Raw genomic sequence first — 18626 nt, forward strand, 5'->3', positions numbered from 1 at the left:
GTATCGAATGAAAATGAATAATATAACATTAATTGGAATGCCCGGTGCAGGTAAAAGCACACTGGGCGTTGTTCTTGCGAAAATACTTGGATACGAATTTTTAGATTCAGACCTTTTAATACAAAAAGAAGAAAAAAGACGTCTTTATCAGATCATTGATGAAGAAGGAGAAGAAGGTTTCAAGACCATTGAGAATCGCGTAAATGCGTCGATTGATACAGAGAATACTGTAATTGCTACTGGGGGAAGTGTGGTATATTGCAGTGAAGCCATGGAACACTTGAAATCAATTGGGAAGGTAGTTTACCTCAGCCTTTCTCTGGAGTCTCTTGAGAAACGGCTTGGAAATCTTAAGAAGCGGGGAGTTCTTCTGAAAGAAGGACAGACCTTGAAGAGTTTATATGAGGAGCGAGTTCCCTTATACGAGAAATATGCAGACATTGTGGTAGATGAAGAAGGGAAAGATTTGGAAGCAAGTCTGCAGGCACTTTTGGAAACACTACAGACAGGGGTTATTAAGTAACTGTAGATCGTTACTATTCGCGGAATGTGTTACGATGAACGAAGTGAAAAGTAACTGTGAATCAGAGGAGGGCTGTCAGGTTATTGGAGAGAAATTGACAATAGCCTTTTTGGCTCGCGGAGTAAGAATAATAGAGGTGTATTATGGAACAGTATGTGATTAAAGGTGGAAATCCGCTTGTTGGTGAAGTAGAGATAGCAGGTGCAAAGAATGCAGCGCTGGCTATTTTATCAGCAGCCATTATGACGGATGAGACAATTCTCATCGAGAATCTGCCTGACGTCAGAGACATTAACGTTTTACTGGAGGCAATAGCTGGCATCGGAGCACAGGTTGACAGAATCAATAAATCAACTGTTAAGATCAATGGTTCTACCATTGGTGATGTAAGTGTAGATTATGAGTATATTAAGAAGATCCGTGCATCTTACTATCTTCTTGGTGCATTACTTGGCAAATATAAAAGAGCAGAAGTTCCTCTTCCAGGTGGCTGCAATATCGGAAGCCGTCCGATTGACCAGCATCTGAAAGGTTTCAGAGCCCTTGGTGCGAAAGTTGATATTCTTCATGGAGCCATTGTTGCCGAGGCATCTAATCTTCATGGAAGCCATATTTTCCTGGATGTAGTTTCTGTAGGAGCAACCATCAATATTATGATGGCAGCATCTCTTGCACCAGGACGTACGATTATTGAGAATGCTGCCAGAGAGCCACATGTAGTAGATGTTGCCAACTTCCTGAACAGCATGGGAGCCAATATCAAAGGTGCTGGTACAGATGTGATCCGTATCAAGGGTGTTGAGAAGCTTCACCGCACAGAGTATTCCATCATTCCGGACCAGATCGAGGCAGGAACCTTTATGTTCGCTGCAGCAGCTACCGGTGGGGATGTCACAGTTAAGAATGTAATTCCAAAGCATCTCGAAGCTACTACAGCTAAGCTTGAGGAAATCGGATGTGAAGTTCAGGAGTTTGATGATGCCGTACGTGTACGTGCAGTGGGCAGACTTCATCGCACTCATGTGAAGACCCTTCCATATCCGGGATATCCGACTGATATGCAGCCGCAGATTGCGGTTACCCTTGCACTTGCAGAGGGAACCAGCATCGTAACTGAGAGTATTTTTGAGAATCGCTTCAAATATGCCGATGAGCTTTCCAGAATGGGAGCCTGTATTAAGGTTGAAGGCAATTCCGCAATTATTGATGGCGTGAATAAGCTTACTGGTGCAAGAGTAAGTGCACCGGATCTTCGTGCTGGGGCAGCTCTTGTTATTGCAGGACTGGCAGCAGAGGGAATCACCATTGTGGATGATATTGTTTACATCCAGCGTGGCTATGAGAACTTCGAAGAGAAGCTTCGCAGCCTTGGCGCAGAGATCGAGAGAGTTTCCAGTGAGAAGGATATCCAGAAATTCCGCCTGCGTGTAGGGTGAATTGTTAATTTCAGATCGCAGCCTGACAGCCTTGATCTGTTGAGTATCAGATTTAATCTGGTGAAAAATAGTCATAAGACGTTAAATGTCTATTGACAATTATAAGCAATCAGTATATTGTATTGCTTGCAACAGGAAAACTGAAGAATAGCCTTTTATTCAGAGTGGTGGAGATACATAGGATCTATGAAGCCACGGCAACCCCTCGAAAGAGAGGAAGGTGCCAACCTGAGCGAGTGATCGAACAATAAGAGGATTGTTTATATAAAAAGTCATTTATAAGACAGTCCGCTTGTCCGGGCTGTTCTTTTTTTCGCGGAAAACATACAATGCAGCGATAGATATTAGCTGTTTTGGAAATTTTCGCTCCATCGAAGAAAGGGAAAAACAAAAGAATGGAAAACAAAGAAAAAATCTTATTTACTTCCGAATCTGTAACTGAAGGTCATCCGGATAAAATCTGTGATGCCATTTCTGATGCCATCCTGGATGCTCTGATCGCACAGGATCCGATGAGCCGTGTAGCCTGCGAGACTGCAACTACAACAGGTCTTGTTCTGGTTATGGGTGAGATCACTTCCAAGGCAAATATCGATATCCAGTCAATCGTAAGAGAGACAATCCGCGAGATTGGTTATACTCGTGGAAAATTCGGATTCGATGCTGATACATGTGCGGTAATCACAGCACTTGATAAACAGTCTGCTGATATTGCAATGGGTGTTGATAAAGCACTTGAGCAGAAAGAGAATCAGATGGATGAGGACGAGCTTGACTCTATTGGAGCTGGTGACCAGGGAATCCAGTTTGGTTATGCTTCCAACGAGACAGAAGAATACATGCCATACGCAATCAACATGGCACACAAACTTTCCCGTCAGCTGACAAAAGTCCGTAAAGATGGCACTCTGAAATATTTAAGACCAGATGGAAAAACTCAGGTAACAGTTGAGTATGATAAGAATGGAAAACCAAGCCGTATTGATGCAGTAGTTTGCTCCACTCAGCATGACCCGGATGTTACACAGGAGCAGATCCATGCGGACATCAAGAAATATGTATTTGATGAGATCATCCCGGCAGACATGGTAGATGAGGATACGAAATACTTTATCAACCCGACCGGACGTTTCGTTATTGGTGGACCAAACGGCGACAGCGGTCTTACAGGACGTAAGATCATTGTTGATACTTATGGCGGAACAGGACGTCACGGCGGCGGTGCCTTCTCCGGAAAAGACTGCACAAAGGTTGACCGTTCTGCAGCTTATGCAGCACGTTATGTTGCAAAGAACATTGTTGCAGCAGGTCTTGCTGACAAGTGCGAGATCCAGCTTTCCTATGCAATTGGTGTTGCACATCCGACTTCTATTCATGTAGAAACATTTGGCACAGGTAAAGTATCTGATGCGAAACTGGTAGAGATCATCCGTGAGAACTTTGACCTTCGTCCGGCTGGAATCATCAAAATGCTTGATCTCCGCCGCCCGATCTACAAACAGACTTCTGCATACGGACACTTTGGCCGTACAGATGTAGATCTTCCGTGGGAGCATCTGGACAAGGTTGATGATCTGAAGAAATATCTTGCGTAAAATTTGGTTAAAAGAAAATGGCTTGTATTGAAGCCTGCTTGAAAATTCCATATTAAAGTTAGAGCCTGGAAGAGACTGGTATATAGCAGAAGAAGTCTTTTCCAGGTTTTTTATGTTGAAAAACTGAATATTATAGAGCTATTTTTTATAGAAAATTAAGAGATGAAATCAGAGCTTTATGCTATAATCTATATAAATCCGGTGAAGCAGCTTCATACGACAGGGAAGCTGTTGAAAATTTCCGTAAAAAGAAGAAAAAGGATAGAACTGTTATGAAGCTAAAAACAAGAATCATTCTGGGATTCACCATGATCATTCTTATGCCTCTGCTTCTGTTTGCCGCCACTTTGTATGGATTCAGCCAGTCACAGGCGCAGAAAGCACAGGCAGTGACTGAGAGCGATGGAACAGTATATGATATTTCCATAACAGACTCAGCCGACAGTCAGGGCAGGGTACATGTAATGGCCAAGGATTTGTTTATCAGTGCGTTTGTAATCCTGATCTCCGTTGCTTTGGTAGTTGGTCTTTGGGTATATCGCAGCATTGCCGTTCCATTGGTTAAATTAAAAAAAGCGACGCAGAATATAAAAGAGGGCAACCTGGATTTCGTTCTGGATGTAGAAGGAAAAGACGAATTTTCTGAGCTCTGTCAGGATTTCGAGGAAATGCGCCGCCGTCTGAAAGAATCTACAGAAGAAAAAAGCCTTATAGAAAAAGAGAACAGAGAGCTGATCAGCAACATTTCCCATGATCTGAAAACTCCGATCACAGCAGTGAAAGGATATGTAGAGGGAATCATGGATGGAGTGGCAGATACCCCTGAGAAAATGGATCGCTATGTCCGCACCATCTACAACAAGACAAATGAGATGGATCATCTTATCAACGAGCTGACTTTTTATTCCAAAATCGATACCAACCGCATTCCTTATACTTTCAACAAACTAAATGTGGAAGATTATTTTGAAGATTGTTCAGAGGAAGTTGGTCTGGAACTTGAGACCAGGGGAATTGAGCTGGTTTATGCCAACTATGTGGAAAAAGATGTTATGGTAATTGCCGATGGGGAGCAGATCCGCCGTGTTATCCATAACATTATCAGCAACGCTATCAAATATATGGACAAGCCTAAAGGAATCATTCAAATCCGAATCAAGGATGTGGGTGATTTTATCCAGATTGAGATTGAGGACAATGGAAAAGGTATTGGTCCGAAGGATCTGCCTTATATTTTCGACCGTTTTTACCGTACAGATGTTTCACGAAATTCTTCCAAAGGCGGAAGCGGAATCGGTCTTTCCATTGTAAAGAAAATTCTGGAGGACCATGGGGGAAAGGTATGGGCCACAAGCCGTCTTGGAATCGGCACGATCATGTATTTTGTACTTAGAAAATACCAGGAGGTACCAATGAAATGAGCAGAATTCTGATCATTGAAGATGAAGAAGCAATTGCAGAGCTTGAGAAAGACTATCTGGAGCTCTCAGGATTTGAAGTTATAATCTGCAACAGAGGCGATCTGGGGCTTAATATGGCACTGAAAGAAGATTTTGACCTGATTATTCTGGATCTGATGCTGCCGGAGATAGACGGGTTTGAAATCTGCCGCCAGGTAAGAGAAGCTAAGAATACTCCGATCATTATGGTTTCCGCGAAGAAAGATGATATTGACAAGATCCGCGGTCTTGGACTTGGGGCTGACGATTACATGACCAAGCCATTTAGCCCAAGCGAGCTTGTTGCCAGAGTAAAGGCACATATGGATCGCTATAACCGTCTGATCGGCTCCACCACGCAAAAGAACGATATTATTGAGATTCGTGGAATCAAGATCGACAAGACTGCCCGCCGCGTCTGGGTAAATGGCGAGGAGAAAACTTTTACCACCAAGGAATTTGATCTGCTCACATTCCTGGCCCAGAATCCAAACAGAGTTTTTACAAAGGAAGAGCTTTTCAGGGAAATCTGGGATATGGAATCGGTAGGTGATATTGCCACAGTTACGGTTCATATCAAGAAAATCCGTGAGAAAATTGAGTATAATAATGCCAAGCCGCAGTATATCGAGACCATCTGGGGCGTGGGATACAGATTTAAAGTGTGATAATTTCTGAGAAAATTGAGAGGTAAGATGAGAAGACTATATAAAGAATTGGAGAACTACGGCAAATCCGACTTTTATCCTTTCCATATGCCTGGTCACAAGCGGAATAAGGCGTGCATAGAGGGGGATTTTCCTATTGAACGTGATATTACAGAAATAGACGGATTCGACGATCTGCATCATTCTGAGGGAATTTTACTTGAAGCGCAGAATGCCTTATCCAGAATGTACGGCACCAGGAAAAGTTTTTTCAGTGTCAACGGAAGTACGGCAGGAATTCTTACTGCCATTTCCGCATCTGTGAAAAAGGGTGGACAGATTCTGGTGGCCAGAAACTGTCACAAGGCTGTTTACCACGCAATTTACCTTCGGGAACTGGTTCCCACATATATTTATCCACAATCTGACAACGATTTGGGGATAAATGGTTCAATTTCCGTATCCCGTGTGGAAAGATATCTTGAGGAAAATCCGAAAATTGAAGCAGTCCTTATTACATCGCCTACTTATGATGGTGTGGTTTCAGATGTGCGCAAGATTGCGGAAACTGCCCACAAACATGGAATTCCGCTGATCGTGGATGAAGCCCACGGCGCTCATTTCAGATTCTCTGACTATTTTCCTGTTTCAGCAACAGATTTGGGAGCAGATGTGGTGATCCAGAGCTTTCACAAAACATTGCCGGCCATGACCCAGACTGCAGTGCTTCATCTGTGCAGTGAACGTGTAAGTGAGAAGCTGATCCGCAGATTTCTTGGAATTTATGAGACCAGCAGTCCGTCTTATATACTTATGTCCAGTCTGGATGCCTGTGTAGCGAAGCTGGAAAAAGACAGCGGACGATTATTTGATGAATTTACGGAAAATCTGGAAGCCGCCCGCAGACAGCTTGGTCAGCGCAGGTATATACGTCTGTTACAGACACCGGAAGAGACTGGGGAAGAAAAGGACGAACAGGGCACAACAGAAATATTTGATTATGACCGCTCTAAGCTGATTCTGTCCACATTGCACAGCAGTTTAAATGGTCCGGAACTTGCGGGAATCCTTCGAAAAAAATATCATTTGGAAGTTGAGATGACTACAGAGAATTATGTGCTTGCGCTGGCAGCAGTTGGAGACACCAGGGAAGGATTCCGGAGACTTTGCAAAGCTATAGAAGAAATCGACAGGCAGGAAGCTGAACTGGCAGAGAAGAGCAGGAATATAACAGAGAAAATAGCTGTTGGAAATTCAGATTATGTACCGGAAGTGGAAAGGCAGAATTGTGTTAAATGTAATTCTGAAGATTGTGAAAGATGTGACAAAAAGGATACCCGCAGCGATGGCTTGCGAAATGAAAAATATGCCTGCAAGTGTGGTCCTATGAAGCAGCTTATGTCCATTTCCAGGGCAATGGATGCCCCATCCCAGCTTTGTCTTCTGGAAGAAAGTGCAGGGAAAATTGCCGCAGAATTTGTATATCTTTATCCGCCGGGGATTCCCATTATTGTTCCAGGCGAACAGATTACTGGACTTTTTACAAGGAATGTGAGAAGATATATGGAACAGGGACTGAATCTTCACGGTCTTTGCGGAGAAAATAACGAAACAATAAGCGTAGTAAAGGAGCAGGCAGAGGTGTAACCCCTGCCTGATACATTATGGGAAAAATATTTTACATTATGGGAAAAAGCGCATCTGGTAAGGATCATATATATGCCAGGCTGGCAGCACATGAGGGATTGGGACTTAAGAAGCTGGTTCTTTATACGACCCGCCCAATCCGTGCAGAGGAAGAAAATGGCAAACAGTATTATTTCGTGGATGATAAAAAGCTGGAAGAATTTCGAGAAAGCGGAAATCTGATCGAGGCCAGAGCTTATCATACAATACATGGAATCTGGACTTATTTTACAGCAGATGACGGTCAGGTGGATTTGGAAAATGCTGACTATCTGGGAATCGGTACACTTGAATCTTATGTGAAAATGAGAGAATACTATGGAAAAGAGAATGTTTGTCCTGTTTATATCGAAGTGGAGGACGGAGAGCGTCTTGCAAGAGCATTGAAAAGAGAGCGTGGTCAGGAGATACCCCGCTATGAGGAAATGTGCAGAAGATTTCTTGCAGATCAGGAGGATTTTTCCGAAGAAAAAATTGCTGCTGCCGGGATTACGAGAAAATTCCAGAATGTTGATCTGGAGGAATGTGTAGAAGAAATTGCTGAATATATCAGACAGGCATAATGTGCATCGCGAAGCGCGTTACTGGTCACGGAGTGAACAGTAACACATTTTTTGTTGATAAGTGAATAAATTCACAAAAAACTATAGCATGATTTTGTCGTACATGATAGAATTAAAGGGTAAATACATTTAGAGTGTATTTGTACAAAATAAGCTATGCAGGGGTGCTGACCGCAGCCTTTGACAATAGCGAAAATGATAGGGTGAGGTGATTCCGATGTTAGGGTTTAACGACATTATAGGACATGAAGAGATAATCAGACATTTGAAGAATGCCATACAGACAGAGAAAGTGTCCCATTCGTATATTTTTACAGGTGACCCTGGTTCTGGAAAGAAATTGCTGGCAGGAACCTATGCGATGACATTGCAGTGTGAAGAGGGCGGTACGGAGCCTTGCGGACATTGTGATTCCTGCAAGAAGGCAATCGGTAAGAATCACCCGGATATCATTATGGTGACCCATGAGAAGCCAAATGTGATTACAATTGACGAAATCAGGGAACAGATTATCAATGATGTGGATATTAAGCCATACTGCAGCCCATACAAGATTTATATTGTGGCAAATGCAGAGCTGATGAATCCCCAGGCACAGAATGCTCTTCTGAAGACCATTGAAGAGCCGCCGGAATATGCAGTTATCATGCTTCTCACAAGCAATATTGATGCTCTGCTGCCGACCATTCGTTCCAGATGTGTACGTCTGGATCTGAAGGTTGTAGATGACGGTCTGGTAAAGAAGTACCTGATGGAGCATCTCCATATACCGGATTATCAGGCTGAGATCGATGCTTCCTATGCTCATGGCAGTATTGGCAGAGCGAAACAGGTAGCTACTTCCCAGGAGTTTGCAGATATGACCCAGAATGCACTCCGCATCCTGAAGAATGCAGACGGAATGGAAGTATATGAGCTTACAGAAGCAATCAAGGAGCTTTCCAATGACAAGCAGAACATCAGTGACTATCTGGATCTTTTCCAGTTCTGGTTCCGTGATGTACTGATGTTTAAGGCTACACGGGAAGTTGATAATCTTGTATTTAAGCAGGAAATAAATTATATAAGGGAACAGGCAAGCCAGCGTTCCTATGAGAACCTGGAGAAGATTCTGGATGCACTGGAGAAAACAAAAGTACGTCTTCGTGCCAATGTAAATACAGAACTTGCTCTTGAGCTTCTGTTCCTTACAATCAGGGAGAAATAGAATGGCAAAAGTAGTAGGCGTAAGATTTCGGAATGTAGGTAAGATCTATTACTTCAATCCGAAGAACTATAAAGTGAAACCGGGCGATCATGTAATTGTGGAGACTGCCCGCGGTGTTGAGTATGGAAAGGTGGTGCTTGCACCTAAGGATGTGGTGGATGACCAGGTGGTACATCCTTTGAAGGAAGTGCTTCGTGTGGCTACCAAAGACGATGATGAAAGAGAGAAGTATAACAGGGAGCGTGAGAGGGAAGCTTTCAAGATCTGCCAGAAGAAGATTCGCGAGCATGGACTTGAGATGAAGCTGATTGACGCAGAGTATACTTTTGATAACAATAAAGTGTTGTTTTACTTTACAGCAGACGGCAGAATTGATTTTCGCCAGCTGGTAAAGGATCTTGCATCTATTTTTAAGACAAGAATTGAACTTCGCCAGATTGGTGTAAGAGATGAAACAAAAATTCTTGGAGGAATCGGTATCTGCGGCAGATGTCTCTGCTGTCATACTTATCTTTCCGAGTTTGCACCTGTATCCATCCGAATGGCCAAGGAACAGAATCTCTCTCTGAACCAGACGAAGATTTCAGGTGTATGCGGAAGACTGATGTGCTGTCTGAAGAATGAGCAGGAGACCTATGAGGAGCTGAATCGCAGACTTCCGGGAATCGGAGATACGGTAACTACTCCAGACGGAATCCAGGGCAATGTACAGAGTGTAAATGTACTCCGCCAGCTTGTAAAGGTAGTAGTAGAAATTGGTGATGAGAAAGAAATTCAGGAATTCCCTGTAGGCGAACTGAAATTCCGTTCCAGAAAAAAGAAAGTAAAAGTCTCTGAACAGGAATTAAAGGAACTGAAGGATCTTGAAGATAAAAAGGGAGATTCCAAATTAGATGATTAATGATCTTGTGAAGGAGAATGAGCGGGTAGATGATCTGCAGAATGGCTATTATATCATTCAGGATCCCCGGAAATTCTGCTTCGGTATGGACGCTGTTCTTTTATCTGGGTTTGCCAGAGTGAAGAAGGGAGAGAAGGTTCTCGATATGGGAACGGGAACTGGTATTATTCCGGTACTCCTTGCTTCCAAGACTGTGGGAGAGCATTTCACAGGTCTGGAAATCCAGGAAGAGTGTGCTGAAATGGCAGCAAGAAGTGTGAAATACAATAACCTGGAGGACAGGGTCAGTATCAGACAAGGTGATATTAAGGAGGCTGTCAGTATTTTCGGGGCAGCTTCTTTTCATGTTGTCACCTGCAATCCGCCCTATATGATCGGGCAGCATGGACTGACCAATCCGCATATGCCAAAGGCAATCGCCCGACATGAGATCCTTTGTACTCTTGAGGATGTGGTAAGCCAGGCTTCGAAGCTTCTTGGAGACAGAGGACGTTTTTACATGGTACACAGACCGTTCAGACTGACAGAAATTATGCAGGTTTTGACGAAATATAAGCTGGAGCCTAAGCGTATGCAGCTTGTTTATCCATACATTGACAGGGAGCCTAATATGGTGCTCATAGAAGCCCTGAAAGGCGGCAATTCCCGGATTACTGTGGAAAGACCGCTGATCGTGTATGAGAAGCCGGGAGTCTATACAAAGGACATTCTGGAAATGTACGATATGATTTAAAAAGATCGCAAATAAAAAATGAAAAACAGATGATTGCAGAAGGGAGAAAAATATGAGTGGTAAATTATATCTATGTGCCACGCCAATCGGAAATCTGGAGGATATTACGCTTCGCGTGCTCCGTGTTCTGAAGGAAGTGGATCTGATCGCTGCGGAAGACACCCGCAACAGTATCAAGCTTCTCAATCATTTTGACATAAAAACTCCAATGACCAGTTACCATGAGTACAACAAAGTGGAGAAAGCCTACACCCTCATTGAGAAAATGCAGGAGGGTCTGAATGTGGCTCTGATCACAGATGCGGGAACACCTGGAATTTCTGACCCAGGGGAAGTATTGGCTGCTATGTGTTACGATGCCGGAATTGAAGTAACTTCGCTTCCAGGCCCGGCAGCATGCATCACGGCTCTTACCCTGTCCGGACTTTCCACCCGCAGATTTGCATTCGAGGCCTTTTTACCTCCGGATAAAAAAGAGAGGAAAGCCATTCTGGAAGAGTTGAAAAACGAAACCCGCACCATCATCCTTTATGAGGCACCCCATCACTTGGTTGGTACCCTGCAGGAATTGTACCAGGCTCTTGGAAACCGCAGAATGACTCTTTGCCGTGAGCTTACCAAGAAGTATGAAACGGCATTTCGGACAACAATCGAAGATCTGATTGCTTTTTACAAAGATCAGAAGCCCCTTGGAGAGTGTGTCCTGGTGATCGAGGGCAGAAGCCGAAAGGAAATGGAACAGGAGTCACAGGAATCCTGGAGAGACATCTCCATTGAGGAACATATGGCGATTTATGAGAATCAGGGGATCGCACGCAAAGAGGCAATGAAGATGGTTGCAAAGGATCGAGGTGTGACAAAAAGAGATATTTACCAGGCGCTTTTGCTGCAAAAATAGAGAAGAAACTGTTCTGGCAGGTGTTATTCCTGACAAGCAGACATATAGGGGGAGATAAGGCGTATTTTTGACGGATATCCGTTGAAAATACGCCGTTTTTTTTACATCTTGAAATGGCTTTTAACTGGCAAAAACGGGGATTTTGTGCTATAATAAATCTGTATTTTTATGCGCAAAAACAGGAATGAGATCTGGCAGCAGAAATGAGCCGTAAATTCCTGTAACTTTTTAATAGATCATAACAGGAGGAATATCATGGGCGAAACAAATACAGAATACGGAGCGGACCAAATCCAGATTCTGGAGGGTCTGGAAGCCGTACGTAAGAGACCTGGTATGTACATTGGAAGTACATCCAGCCGTGGTCTCCATCATCTTGTATACGAAATCGTGGACAATGCCGTAGATGAGGCACTGGCTGGTTACTGTACAGAAATAAATGTAGCGATCAATCCTGATAACTCCATCACAGTTGTAGACAATGGACGAGGCATTCCGGTAGGAATCAATCATAAAGCCGGCATTCCAGCTGTAGAGGTGGTATTTACCATTCTTCATGCCGGCGGTAAGTTTGGCGGTGGAGGATACAAGGTATCAGGAGGTCTTCACGGAGTAGGTGCATCCGTTGTTAATGCACTTTCTGAATGGCTTGAAGTATCAATCTGCAGAGATGGAAAGAGATATGAGCAGCGTTACGAGCGTGGTAAGACAATGTATCCGCTTAAGGAAGTTGGAGAATGTGGTGATTCTACCGGAACTACTGTTACTTTTCTCCCGGACAAGCAGATATTCGAGGAGACTGTATACGATTACGATATCCTGAAACAGCGTCTCCGTGAAATGGCTTTTCTTACCAAAGGTCTGAAGATCATTCTTACTGACAAGCGGGAAGGTATGGAAAGGGAGAAAACTTTCCACTATGAAGGTGGTATCCGTGAATTTGTAACTTATCTGAACAGAAGTAAAGAAGCTCTTTATCCGGAGATCATTTACTGCGAGGGTGAGAAGGACGGTGTGGCGGTTGAAGTTGCCATGCAGCACAATGATTCTTATACAGAGAATACTTACGGATTTGTAAACAATATTAATACTCCTGAAGGCGGTACCCATATTACTGGTTTCAGAAATGCCATTACAAACACATTTAACGATTACGCCAGAAAGAATAAGCTTCTCAAGGACAGCGAGCCAAACCTTTCCGGTGATGATATCCGAGAAGGCCTGACAGCCATTGTCAGCGTTAAAATTGGCAATCCGCAGTTTGAAGGCCAGACGAAGCAGAAACTTGGCAACAGTGAGGCCAGAGGAGCTGTAGACAGTGTTGTAAGCAAACAGCTGGAGATTTTTCTGGAACAGAATCCTGCTGTAGCCAAGGCAACCGTAGAGAAGTCTGTACTTGCCCAGAGAGCCAGAGAGGCAGCGCGTAAGGCCCGAGATCTTACCAGAAGGAAGTCTGCCCTTGACAGTATGTCCCTTCCAGGCAAGCTTGCCGATTGCTCGGACAAGAATCCGGAGAATTGCGAAATCTATATCGTAGAGGGTGATTCCGCGGGTGGCTCTGCGAAGACAGCTCGTAACCGTGCTACACAGGCTATCCTTCCTCTTCGTGGAAAAATACTGAACGTAGAGAAAGCCCGTCTGGACAAGATTTATGCAAACAAAGAGATCAAGGCTATGATCACAGCCTTTGGTACCGGTATTCATGATGATTTCGATATTTCCAAACTGAGATATCACAAGATCATCATTATGACTGATGCCGATGTTGACGGTGCCCACATTGCCACACTGCTTCTTACATTCCTGTACAGATTTATGCCGGAACTGATCAAGCAGGGCTATGTATATCTGGCACAGCCGCCGCTGTACAAGATCGAGAAGAACAAGAAGGTATGGTACGCTTATGATGACGATGAGCTGAACGCCATCCTTACAGAGATAGGACGAGACTCCAACAATAAGATCCAGCGTTACAAAGGTCTGGGAGAGATGGATGCAGAGCAGCTTTGGGAGACTACCATGGATCCGGAGAAGCGTATTCTTCTCCGCGTTACAATGGATGAGGCAGCTACCTCCGAAATTGACCTTGTATTTACCACACTTATGGGTGACAAGGTAGAACCAAGACGTGAATTTATCGAAGAGAATGCACGCTTTGTAAAGAATCTGGATATCTAGGGGAGATAGAACAATATGGATGACAAGATTTTTGACCAGGTCCATGATGTGGATCTGGAAAAAACCATGAAAGAATCTTACATCGAATATGCTATGAGCGTTATTGCTTCAAGAGCGCTTCCTGATGTAAGAGATGGTTTGAAACCGGTACAGCGTAGAGTGCTGTATTCTATGATCGAATTGAACAACGGTCCGGATAAGCCACATCGTAAATGTGCCCGTATCGTTGGTGATACCATGGGTAAGTATCATCCTCATGGTGACAGCTCTATTTACGGAGCACTTGTAAATATGGCACAGGACTGGTCTTTCCGCTATACTCTTGTTGACGGACATGGAAACTTCGGTTCTGTGGACGGCGACGGCGCAGCTGCCATGCGATACACTGAGGCCCGCCTGAGCAAAATTTCCATGGAGATGCTTGCTGACATTAATAAAGATACTGTAGACTTCCAGCCAAACTTTGATGAAACTGAGAGAGAGCCAAAGGTGCTTCCTTCCAGGTTCCCGAACCTGCTGGTCAATGGTACTACAGGTATTGCTGTTGGTATGGCTACCAATATTCCGCCTCACAATCTTCGTGAGGTTATTAATGCTGTTGTAAAAATTATTGACAATACCATCGAGGAGCAGAGAGAAACCACAATTGAAGAGCTTCTTGACGTTGTAAAAGGTCCGGATTTCCCTACAGGAGCTACTATTCTCGGAAGAAGGGGAATCGAGGAGGCATACCGCACAGGCCGCGGAAAGATCCGTGTACGTGCAGTATCAAATATTGAGACCTTACCAAATGGAAAATCACGTATTATCGTTACGGAGCTTCCCTATCTGGTAAATAAAGCCCGGCTGATCGAGAAGATCGCAGAGCTTGTCCGTGATAAAAAGATTGATGGAATTACTGACCTGAATGATCATTCCAGCCGTGAGGGAATGCGTATTTGTATTGACCTGCGTAAAGATGCCAATGCAAATGTTGTTCTGAATCAGCTGTACAAGCATACCCAGCTGCAGGATACTTTTGGCGTTATCATGCTTTGTGTGGTACCTCAGGGCGACAGCCTTGTACCAAAGGTACTGAATCTGAAAGAGCTTCTGGAGCATTATCTGGCTCATCAGGAGGACGTTGTTACCAGAAGAACCAAATATGATCTGAATAAAGCACAGGAACGTGCCCACATTTTGGAAGGCTTGCTGAAAGCCCTGGATAATATCGACGAAGTTATCAGAATCATTCGTGCTGCCCGCAATGTTCAGATTGCGAAGCAGGAATTGATGGACAGATTTGAACTGACGGATGTGCAGGCTCAGGCTATTGTAGATATGCGTCTGAGAGCTCTCACCGGTTTGGAAAGAGAGAAGCTGGAAGCAGAATATGCAGAATTAGAAGAGAAGATCCGCAAATTCCTGGCAATTCTTGCAGACAGAAATCTCCTTCTTCGTGTTGTAAGGGAAGAAATCCTCGCAATCGCTGACAAATACGGCGATGAGAGAAGAACTGCCATCGGATATGATGTCTATGATCTTTCCACAGAAGATCTGATTCCAAGGGAAAATACTGTCATTACTATGACAAAACTTGGTTATATCAAGAGAATGACTGTAGATAATTTCCGCAGCCAGAACAGAGGCGGACGTGGAATCAAGGGAATGCAGACCATAGATGACGATTATATCGAAGAACTGCTTATGACTACTACTCACCATTATCTGATGTTCTTTACCAATACAGGACGTGTATACAGACTAAAAGCATACGAGATCCCTGAGGCAGGAAGAACTGCAAGAGGTACTGCAATTGTCAATCTTCTGCAGCTTATGCCAGGTGAGCGCATTACATCTGTTATTCCTATGCGTAAATTCGAAGAAGGCAAGTATCTGGTTATGGCAACTAAGGCTGGTCTTGTGAAGAAGACACCTATGGAAGAATATGCAAATGTACGTAAGACAGGTCTTGTGGCAATCACACTTCGTGATGATGATGAGCTTATTGAAGTTAAGGCTACAGACGATACAAAAGATATTATGCTTGTGACGAAAGACGGTATGTGCATCCGTTTCAAGGAGACTGATGTAAGAAGTACCGGAAGAAGCTCCATGGGTGTTCGGGGTATGAATCTTGATCCTGGAGATGAAGTTGTGGCAATGCAGCTGAATTCTCAGGGAGATTACCTGCTTGTAGTATCTGAAAATGGTATGGGCAAACGTACTGCTATGAGTGAATTTACCTGCCAGAACCGTGGCGGTAAGGGTGTGAAGTGTTACAAGATCACCGAGAAAACCGGTAATGTGATTGGTGCTAAAGCTGTCAATGAAGAAAACGAGATTATGATGATCACTACAGAAGGAATCATTATTCGTATTACCTGTGCTGGAATTTCTATTCTTGGAAGAATCACTTCCGGAGTGAAGCTGATCAATCTGGATGAGGGTGTAACAGTGGCAAGTCTTGCCAAGGTTCGCGAGAAAGCAGAGGGAAATACGGAGAACGGCAGCAGTGAGGAGCCGACTGAGGAGACTGAGGAAGTTTTTGAAGAAGAGGATTCACAGGATACAAATGATGCAGAATAAAGGAATCTGTGAAGTATGAAAAAAAGAACCAGAATTTTAATCCTGGGTATTGCCATGATGTTTATCATGGCAATGTCCGGATGCGGCGTAAATCATAAATCGCCGGAGGGAGTAGTGGAAGCCCTCATAAAGAATTATGTAAGCGGAAGTGAGAAGAAGGTGAAGCAGTGTTATTCTCAGGAAAAGGATACCAATGAACTTCTGCAGAATGAGATTGATGCTACTTTGAAATATTTTGCTGCTCATAATCCAACAAAAGTAAAGGTGGAACAGTGCGATATTCTTTCCGAAAACGGTGACTATACTTACGTGTACATTATTTACAATCTGGTATTGGAAAATGACCAGGAGTATCCATGCGTAGGAACCTATATGACGGAGAAAAAAGATGGTAAATACTATGTAATGTCACCTTCCGAGATCACAGATGATCTGCGGAATCAGGCTGCGGATGACTATGCCAAGTTTATGACTGCAGATTCTTATAAGACTTATACGAAAGCATACAATGTATTTATCAAAAAGAACCCGGGGTATGAGGAGAAAATTGCAAATAAGCTGGATGCAGAGTAGAAGGGAGGCTGCTGCAGGATGATTGAATCTTGCAGTGGCCCTTTTTCATATCGTGATTTGATATGGAACCGAAAAATATTTTTATCGCACTGGGGAGTTTTGCATAGAGGAAAGGAGCTTGGAAATGAAAAGAATCATTGTAATGGTACTGAAGAATATTATATTCGTACCATATTATTGGATCATGCTGAACTGGTATGCTGCGCATGTGGATAAATACACAGAGGAACAGCGCTATGCCATGTTGAAAAAAATTGACCATGCAGCTAATCGTGGAGGAAATCTTCATATAGACGGCCATGGAGTAGAAAATATACCTTCGCAAAATGGGTTTATGTTTTATCCGAATCACCAGGGATTGTATGACGTGCTTGCCATAATGGAGGTCTGCCCGGTACCTTTTTCAGTAGTTGCAAAGAAGGAAGTTGGAAATGTACCGTTTTTGAAGCAGGTATTTTCATGTATGAAGGCATTTTTGATTGACAGGGAAGATATTAAACAATCTATGCAGGTGATCATTAATGTAACGAAAGAAGTAAAAGCAGGAAGAAATTATCTTATTTTTGCAGAAGGGACCAGAAGCAAAAATGGAAACCATCCTCAGGAATTTAAAGGCGGAAGTTTTAAGGCCGCTATGAAAGCAAAATGTCCGATTGTACCGGTTGCATTGATTGATTCTTATAAAGCATTTGATACCGGTTCTGCAAAAATGCTGAATGTTCAGGTGTATTTCCTGAAGCCCATGGAATATGAAGAATATAAAGATATGAAATCAACTGAGATTGCCGCAGAGGTAAAAAGAAGAATTGAAGAGACTATCCGGGCAAATGAAAATAAATAAAAAATAAAAAACTTAAAAAAGATGTTGACAAGAAGTGATCTTTTAAGTATAATAACAAATGCGCTACGAAAGATGCGCAACTCCACAATTTAACATTGGTTAAGTAGTTCGGAGACTGGAGAAGTACTCAAGAGGCCGAAGAGGTGCCCCTGCTAAGGGTATAGGTCGTTAACGCGGCGCGAGGGTTCAAATCCCTCCTTCTCCGCTTTTGATTTTTTGAAATTTTAAAATTAAAAAATCAAAAAAGTGGTTGACAAAGCTTTCTGCTTGTGGTAAAGTAGACAAGTCGTCAATAAAGACAAAAAACTTCATCAAAAAAGTTTTGAAAAAAACTTAAAAAAGTTCTTGACAAACAAAAAGAGATGAGGTAAAATAAACAAGCTGTCGCAAAGAGATGACAGCGAAACAACCTTGATAACTAAACAGTGAAACACATACGATTCTCGAAAATTCTTAACGAATCATCATTCAAAAGAATGAACTTTTTATAACAGTAATGACGAGAGATAACTAAGCTAGTTGGTTGTCTTGAGTACATCAAACACTTTATCAGAGAGTTTGATCCTGGCTCAGGATGAACGCTGGCGGCGTGCTTAACACATGCAAGTCGAACGGGAAATATTTTATTGAAACTTCGGTTGATTTAATTTATTTCTAGTGGCGGACGGGTGAGTAACGCGTGGGTAACCTGCCTTATACTGGGGGATAACAGCCAGAAATGACTGCTAATACCGCATAAGCGCACAGAACCGCATGGTTCGGTGTGAAAAACTCCGGTGGTATAAGATGGACCCGCGTTGGATTAGCTAGTTGGCAGGGCAGCGGCCTACCAAGGCGA

At 43.3% G+C, this 18626-nt stretch carries 15 protein-coding genes, 1 tRNA gene, 1 rRNA gene and 1 riboswitch; all 17 genes read left to right on the forward strand.

Annotated features, from left to right (window positions below; all coding sequences use genetic code 11):
• Window positions 1-13: 13 nt before the first annotated feature.
• Window positions 14-523: a shikimate kinase gene (locus tag ACESTK_RS01875; RefSeq protein ID WP_118580886.1), complete on the forward strand. Its 510-nt coding sequence runs from the start codon at window positions 14-16 to the stop codon at window positions 521-523.
• Between the two features lie 143 nt (window positions 524-666).
• Window positions 667-1959 (forward strand): UDP-N-acetylglucosamine 1-carboxyvinyltransferase, encoded by a 1293-nt coding sequence (locus ACESTK_RS01880; RefSeq protein ID WP_118580853.1) that lies wholly within the window; start codon window positions 667-669, stop codon window positions 1957-1959.
• Window positions 1960-2111: 152 nt separating this feature from the next.
• A riboswitch (SAM riboswitch) is annotated at window positions 2112-2213 on the forward strand.
• Window positions 2214-2354: 141 nt separating this feature from the next.
• Window positions 2355-3554 carry a methionine adenosyltransferase gene (gene metK, locus ACESTK_RS01885; RefSeq protein ID WP_173718499.1) on the forward strand — a complete coding sequence of 400 codons (1200 nt, stop codon included), beginning with the start codon at window positions 2355-2357 and terminating at the stop codon, window positions 3552-3554.
• A gap of 272 nt (window positions 3555-3826) precedes the next feature.
• The gene (locus ACESTK_RS01890) at window positions 3827-4975 is read left to right on the forward strand and encodes a cell wall metabolism sensor histidine kinase WalK (protein WP_173770013.1); all 1149 of its coding nucleotides are present in this window, start codon (window positions 3827-3829) and stop codon (window positions 4973-4975) included.
• Window positions 4972-5661 (forward strand): response regulator transcription factor, encoded by a 690-nt coding sequence (locus ACESTK_RS01895; RefSeq protein WP_118580859.1) that lies wholly within the window; start codon window positions 4972-4974, stop codon window positions 5659-5661. Before ACESTK_RS01890 ends, ACESTK_RS01895 begins: the two co-directional genes overlap by 4 nt.
• A gap of 27 nt (window positions 5662-5688) precedes the next feature.
• Window positions 5689-7287: an aminotransferase class I/II-fold pyridoxal phosphate-dependent enzyme gene (locus tag ACESTK_RS01900; RefSeq protein ID WP_226855461.1), complete on the forward strand. Its 1599-nt coding sequence runs from the start codon at window positions 5689-5691 to the stop codon at window positions 7285-7287.
• A gap of 17 nt (window positions 7288-7304) precedes the next feature.
• A complete protein-coding gene (locus ACESTK_RS01905) occupies window positions 7305-7889 on the forward strand; it encodes a guanylate kinase (protein ID WP_173716661.1) in 585 nt (194 codons plus the stop codon).
• A 217-nt stretch (window positions 7890-8106) separates the two neighbouring features.
• Window positions 8107-9096: a DNA polymerase III subunit delta' gene (holB, locus tag ACESTK_RS01910; protein ID WP_118580865.1), complete on the forward strand. Its 990-nt coding sequence runs from the start codon at window positions 8107-8109 to the stop codon at window positions 9094-9096.
• A gap of 1 nt (window position 9097) precedes the next feature.
• Window positions 9098-9997: a stage 0 sporulation family protein gene (locus ACESTK_RS01915; protein ID WP_226855460.1), complete on the forward strand. Its 900-nt coding sequence runs from the start codon at window positions 9098-9100 to the stop codon at window positions 9995-9997.
• Window positions 9990-10730, forward strand: coding sequence for a tRNA1(Val) (adenine(37)-N6)-methyltransferase (locus ACESTK_RS01920; RefSeq protein WP_195392124.1), 741 nt, complete (start codon window positions 9990-9992; stop codon window positions 10728-10730). The genes ACESTK_RS01915 and ACESTK_RS01920 overlap by 8 nt, the downstream gene beginning before the upstream one ends.
• Before the next feature lie 52 nt (window positions 10731-10782).
• On the forward strand, window positions 10783-11628 hold the full coding sequence (gene rsmI, locus ACESTK_RS01925) for a 16S rRNA (cytidine(1402)-2'-O)-methyltransferase (protein ID WP_118580874.1): 846 nt from the start codon (window positions 10783-10785) through the stop codon (window positions 11626-11628).
• 255 nt (window positions 11629-11883) lie between these two features.
• Window positions 11884-13806 carry a DNA topoisomerase (ATP-hydrolyzing) subunit B gene (gene gyrB / locus ACESTK_RS01930; RefSeq protein WP_148463034.1) on the forward strand — a complete coding sequence of 641 codons (1923 nt, stop codon included), beginning with the start codon at window positions 11884-11886 and terminating at the stop codon, window positions 13804-13806.
• Between the two features lie 15 nt (window positions 13807-13821).
• A complete protein-coding gene (gyrA, locus tag ACESTK_RS01935; RefSeq protein ID WP_173716663.1) occupies window positions 13822-16374 on the forward strand; it encodes a DNA gyrase subunit A in 2553 nt (850 codons plus the stop codon).
• Window positions 16375-16389: 15 nt separating this feature from the next.
• Window positions 16390-16947 carry a hypothetical protein gene (locus tag ACESTK_RS01940; RefSeq protein ID WP_173716664.1) on the forward strand — a complete coding sequence of 186 codons (558 nt, stop codon included), beginning with the start codon at window positions 16390-16392 and terminating at the stop codon, window positions 16945-16947.
• A 124-nt stretch (window positions 16948-17071) separates the two neighbouring features.
• A complete protein-coding gene (locus ACESTK_RS01945) occupies window positions 17072-17788 on the forward strand; it encodes a 1-acyl-sn-glycerol-3-phosphate acyltransferase (protein ID WP_226855459.1) in 717 nt (238 codons plus the stop codon).
• 117 nt (window positions 17789-17905) lie between these two features.
• Window positions 17906-17993: transfer RNA gene (locus ACESTK_RS01950), tRNA-Ser, on the forward strand.
• Window positions 17994-18334: 341 nt separating this feature from the next.
• Window positions 18335-18626: ribosomal RNA gene (locus ACESTK_RS01955) — 16S ribosomal RNA — on the forward strand; the annotation flags it as partial.

Source organism: Ruminococcus sp. Marseille-P328 (assembly GCF_964249465.1).
GTDB classification, from domain to species: domain Bacteria; phylum Bacillota; class Clostridia; order Lachnospirales; family Lachnospiraceae; genus Blautia_A; species Blautia_A faecis.